This is a genomic window from Protofrankia sp. Cas8 (genome assembly GCF_963555845.1).
Lineage (GTDB): Bacteria > Actinomycetota > Actinomycetes > Frankiales > Frankiaceae > Protofrankia.
In genome coordinates, this window is the sequence record NZ_CAUVXI010000265.1 from 769 (window position 1) to 6,413 (window position 5,645).

The 5,645-nt window shown below is 69.2% G+C and carries 3 protein-coding genes; all 3 read right to left on the bottom strand.

What is annotated here, in order from left to right; translation table 11 throughout:
* Nucleotides 1-251: 251 nt before the first annotated feature.
* Entirely contained in the window at nucleotides 252-2,657 is a 2,406-nt protein-coding gene (locus tag U9977_RS24680) for a site-specific integrase (RefSeq protein ID WP_322751676.1), read from the bottom strand.
* Nucleotides 2,658-2,662: 5 nt separating this feature from the next.
* A complete protein-coding gene (locus U9977_RS24685) occupies nucleotides 2,663-3,919 on the bottom strand; it encodes a tyrosine-type recombinase/integrase (protein WP_322751674.1) in 1,257 nt (418 codons plus the stop codon).
* A 122-nt stretch (nucleotides 3,920-4,041) separates the two neighbouring features.
* A partial coding sequence (locus U9977_RS24690) for a site-specific integrase (protein ID WP_322751675.1) occupies nucleotides 4,042-5,645 on the bottom strand: 1,604 nt, incomplete at its 5' end.

The window sequence follows — 5,645 nt, forward strand, 5'->3', positions numbered from 1 at the left end:
GATGGACTATAAACGCCCCAGCTGGACCGTCGGAAGGAGGACTGGACGTCTGGCACACGGGCCTCAAACCTGTGGAGTTCTTGGTGGAGACGCTCTGGCGGGCCGAGGTGCGCTGCCTGCTCGCCTCGACCCGGCCGCCGGGCAGCACGGCTGGGTCATAGACGCCAACGCAGCCAGCACAACGTCCGATGGGCCGGCAATCGAGGAGGCCACGCTCAAGATCGTATGGTCGACGCGTGGCGGCTGTGACCTCAGACCTGGTCTGCGCTGGATCGTCCGGCGGCCGAGAGCATGCAGGGCATGCCCAGGTGGACGATGGCGTTAGGGACGACCGCGTCGCGCATCGTTTCCAGTTTCTGCGCCGCGGCGGACATCGTGGTCTCGATCGCGGCGACCTCGCCGAGCCAGCCTTGTTCCTTGGCCTCCTGGAGCCGGCCGAGGAGGTTGGCGTGGATCTCCTCCAGCCGTGGTCTCTGGGCTGGGTCGACCCGAAGTAGTGGGCATCTGACACACGCGTTTTCGTGCTGGCAAGGGGTTCCGTGGTCGCGGCCGCAGGTTCCGAGGGCGACTTTCCGCAGCTCGAAGTGGGCGAGGAACTCGTCCCATTCTTGGGTGGTGAGGTCGCGGTATTCCCCGCTGGGCCGCTCGGCGCGGCGGCGGGCGATGAAGGCTCGGTGGTGCGCGATCACGTCCTCGGGGTAGATGGCGGCGTATCCCATGGTCGTGTCCACTGTGGAGTGACCGCAGACCTTGGCGGCGATATGCGGTGGGAGCCCGGAGCGGATGGCGTCGGTGACGAAGATCCTCCGGAAATCGTGGGGCCGCCATTGGAGGGTTTGGCCGCCGGTGGTGACGTGGGCGGCGCGTGACGTGGCGACGAGGCATTCCCGGATGTAGCTGCGGGTGAGAGGCCGGTCCTCTGTGCCGAACCGGCGTTGGAACAGGAACGGCATGGGCGGGCACCAGGTCTGCTCGAACACGTCGTAGGCCGACACCAACGGCAGGGTCGCGTTGCCCGCGCGGACCCGGAAGATGATCGCGGTCAGGACCTCCGCGAGCTCGGGTGAGACCAGCAGGAGCCGCTCCGCGTCTGTCTTGGACGGGGCGATCTGCAGCATCGGCACGACCTCGCCGGTGGCGGGCAGGGTGTAGGCGACGAAGCTGTGGTGGGTGAGCTCGAGCATTTCCTCGATGCGGATGCCGGTGTGCCGCAGCACTTCCACCGTCGCCCACGACCAGAACGCGGCCTGCTCCTCGTGGGTGAGGTCTCGCCGTGTGCCGGTGGCCAGGTCGGTGGCAAAGACCCGGCCGGATTGACCCACCTGGCACCGTTGGAACTCCTGGCCGCTCGCGGTGAACCGGTCTCCAGCGGGTGTGTCCCTGGCGGCGTCAATGCGCTCCTCGGCGTTCTTGCGCTGCTGCTCGACGGCCCGCAGCAACACCGGCAGTAGTGGCAGCTGGGTCCTGGTCCGCTGGTCCATCCGGGCTTTGACCCGTGCCTGGGACTTCTTCCGGGTCACCTCGGACGCCTTGACCGGGCAGGGCGTAACCCACGGCGCCCACCGGGCCGGGTCGTCGGCGGCCCACCGCGCGATGTCCTCGTAGAAGGCCCGCACGAACACCAACTCGCAGCGGTAGTTCACGCGGGCTCGCACCGGCTGGCCGTCGGCGTCGCGGATGTGGGCCAGCCGTTCCTTCCACGCCTGCGCGACCTCGGGGGCCAGCCGCAGCGAGTCGATGCCGGGGTGGTGGATCTCCAGGTCGCGCCAGAACAGGCGGCAGAGGGCGCGGGCGACCGAACGCAGCGAGGTGTGGTCGAGCTCGGGGGCCCGCTCGGTGAGATACTCGACCAGCAGATCGCGGACGGCCTGGCACTGGATGGTGTAGGCGTCGACGATCTGCTTGACGCTGCGGCGGCCGTCCAGCCGCAGCACCCGCAACCGCTCGGGTGCCGCGGCCGGGAGGACGCCGGACTTCTTCAGCGCCGCGTAGAACAGCGGCCTGCCGGCGCTGCCCCGAAAGTGATGCTCCCGCAGCGCGTTGGTCAGCTCCACGCAGTCGCCGACGGTGATGTCGCCGACGAGGCCGCCCTTGCGGATCACGATCCAGGTGACCTTGTTCATGGCGTCGGACCTGGCCCAGCCGGCCGCCTGCTGTGTGTGGAGATCGATACTATGGAAGCCGCCGGGGTCGGTGGCAGCGCGCGCCTCGGCGAGCATCAGCACTTGCCGCTGCCGCAGGAGCCACCGGTAGCTGGGCCGGACGGCTTGGCCCGCCACCATCAGGACCATCCCGGTGCACAGCTCGTCGCGTTGCTGGCGGCCGGTCACGTGGGCTCGTTCCAGGAGGGGCAGATCGGTCCAGTCGAAGCCTGCCGAGTCGGCACCGCTGGCCAGCCACCGGTCCTGCCAGGTGTCGCCGGGCTGGCGCTGGAGCCAGTCCAACAGCTTGCTCAGGCCCCGCCGCCGCGTCTTGTCCCGGGTTCGGCCCGCGCTGGGGTCGGTGAACGTGCGCAGCAGCCGCTCGACCAGCGTTTCCCGGTCCTGACGGGTCTGCCACCAGCTCTCCTCGCAGAGCCGTGGCTCCCATGCGCCCGGGCATCCCGGCTGTTGCGCGATGGCGACGCCGGTCGTGGTGACTCCGACACCGGAAACCATGCCGGTCACGGGGCTCCTGTGCCTGTGGTCGCGGCGCCGAACAAGGCCGCCAGCACCTCGGGCCGGTAGCCGGGGGCTGGCGGCGCGGGAGGCATGGCCCGCTGCGCGCGCTGCCGCTCGTGGTGGGCCAGGACGTGGGCGATGACCTCGTCCGGGGTGGGCGCGGTATAGATCTCCGTGGTGGTGATGTGGGCGTGCCCGAGGACCCATTGCACGTCGGCCAGGGTCAGGCTCGGGTCGCGGACCATCCTCTTGGCGGCGGAATGCCGCAGGTCATGCAGCGTCCAGTTGGCGCCGAGCGACTCGTTGGCCCTGTTGAAGACCATCCGGGCCGCGTCGTACTCCAACGGCCGCAACGGACGGCGCCGCGTCCACCACAATGCCTCGTCTGGACCCTTCGGGGTCACGTCCCGTATCTCCTGCTGGTAGAGCCGTAGCCACACGAACGCGTCCGCCGAGGCGGGCAACCGCTGCAGGGCCCGGCTGCCTTTGCGGACCACCCCGATCACCTGCTCCTCCGGGACGACCAAGCCTTGGAGGACGCCGAGCAGCTCGGAGGCGCGGGCGTCGGTGGAGATGTAGAACGCGATCAGCGCCCGGTCCCTGTTGCAGGCCAGGGCCGCGAACAGGTCGTTGAACGCCTGGTCGGGGATGCTCCGCGGCGCGGGCTTGGGCTCCTTGGGCTGATACGCCGCCCGCCGGGACGGTCGCCGGAAGGGCTGCATCGGATTGTGGTGGGAATTCAGATATTGGTCCTCGACGCCCCTGGCCTTCGGGAACGGGTTGACCAGCGGCCGGCCGTGCATCTCCCGGTGGTACTCGTAGAACGACCGGACTACCGCGCGGGCGTGCCGCCGGGTTCGGGCCGAGTAGCCCTCGCCAGGTGTTGCCTTGCCGGTCACCGGGTTCACCGAGCCTGCGGCCGGTGCGTCAGGCCGCCGTTGCCTCGGCGACTTCTTGCTGCTTTTCAACCACAGGGCGAAGTCACGGGCCTCGGCCCGACCTGCGAGGTGCCAGGGAACCCCGACCGCGCGCAAGAACCGGAACCACCCCAACAGTTCGTAGGCATACGACCGCAGCGATGCCGGGCTGGCGTCATCGGCGAGCATGTGGTGCAGGAACTCGGTGACCGCCGCCACCTCGGCACCGTGCTCGTCGAGCAGCCGGAACGGCCGCAGCCGCTCACCGGTCTCCTCCACCCGGCCGACCTTGTCGACCTCCAGCACCGTCACATCGCGAACCGTCGTGCCGGTCTCTGCCATCCGCGCCTCCGCTGGCCGTCATGGGCGACGACCGAGATGACAGCAGATCCAAGCCGCAACGCGCAGTGACATTCGCGGGCCATCCGGGCTCAGACGGCGTCGACCGTCACCATGCGTCGACGTCAGGGAAGTCCGGGACGTCCCCAAGTTAGTTCGGTCAACGGGACGTGTTCGTGTTTGCAGCCTGTGCCGTAGGGGCGGGCGCAGGTACCGAGTTCGACTTTGCGTAGCTCGAAGTGCTGTTGGAATTCGTCCCATTCGACGTCGGTGGGTTCGCGGTATTCCTCGGCGGGGCGGACGGCCCGGCGCCGGGTCAGGAATGCCTGGTAGGAGCGGATGAGGTCGTCCTGGAAGACCGCGAGATAGGACTGGGTCGTGGTCAGCTGGTGGTGGCCGAGAACGCGGGCGGCGATGTGGACGGGGAGGCCCGCGGCGACGGCCTCGGTGACGAAGATGCGCCGGAAGTCGTGCGCGGTGTAACGCAACGGTGCGCCGGCGGCGTCGCGCAGGCCGGTGCGGGCCATCAGGTTCTTCAGCAGCTTCTGGACTGTGTTGACGTTGATGACTTCGTGCCGGTGGCCGATTTTGCGTTGGAACAGGTGCGGCAGCGGCGGCCCGGTGACCCGTTCGGCGCCGTCGTAGCGGGCGACGAGCGGGATCGCGCCGTGAGCGTCGCGGAGCCGGGTGATGATGGTGGCCAGGACGCTGGCTAGTTCCGGGCTGACCAGCAGGAGCCGTTCCTCGTCGTTCTTCGACGGCACGATCTGCAGCAGTGGCACGGTCTGACCGGTGTCCGGCAGACGGTAGGTGCTCAGCGCCAGGTGAGTGATCTCGAGGAGTTCCTCGATGCGGACGCCGGTGTGGCGCAAGGTTTCCACGATCGCCCAGGTCCAGAACGCCTCGTCCTCGGCGCGGGTCAGGTCGACCAGCCCGCCGGTGGTGAGGTCGGTGACCAGGGTGGCGACGGTCCCGTGGTGGCGGGCGGTCAGCGTGTGGCTGGCGCGGGCCGTCCGGCGGTAGGAGCGCCCGGCATGGTCGAAGACCTCGCCGACGGGCGTGGTGTTCGCCGTCGCGAGCAGCTTGGTCTGGGTGTCGAGGTGGGCTTCGGCGGTATCGACCAGGACGTGCAGATGCGGCAGGCGTTCCCGGATGCGCTGGTGGATCTGCGCGGTGACCTGCCTTTTCAGCTTTGCCATGCCGTCGGTGTCGCCTTTGCGGACCGGGCTGGACGCGGCGAACGGCACCCAGGAGGCGTCGTCCAACGCCCATTCTTGGATGTCGAGGTAGAACGCGCGGACCAGGGTGAGCAGGTCGAGGTGGCGTTTACGGGGCCTGCCCTGCTCGGACGGCCTGCTGGTGAACATGATCCGCTGTTTCCAGGCGTCGGCGACCTCGGCGGGCAGCGCCAGGGTGCCGATGCCGGGGTGGTGGGCCTCGACGTCGGCCCAGAACCGTCCGGCCAGGACAGTGACCAGCGCGCGGAACGAGCCGTAGTCCATCCCGGGGCGCCGTTCGTCGAGGTAGCGGATCAACACGGCGCGGATGACCGGCGACCGGATGTGGTAGAGATCGACGAGTTCGGCGGTCGGCCGGGGCCCCGCACGCATCGCGGTGCGCATCGCCACCCGTGTGTCCAGGACGCCGACCGTGCGCAGCAAGTCCCACGCCGGATAGATTCCCAGCGGGACGTGGTTGCGGGCCTGCAGGTAAATAGGAGCGGATCTCG

Coding starts and splice junctions, on each gene's coding strand:
- U9977_RS24680 (WP_322751676.1), bottom strand. CDS start 2,657: ATGGTTTCCGGTGTCGGAGTCACCACGACCGGCGTCGCCATCGCGCAA.
- U9977_RS24685 (WP_322751674.1), bottom strand. CDS start 3,919: ATGGCAGAGACCGGCACGACGGTTCGCGATGTGACGGTGCTGGAGGTC.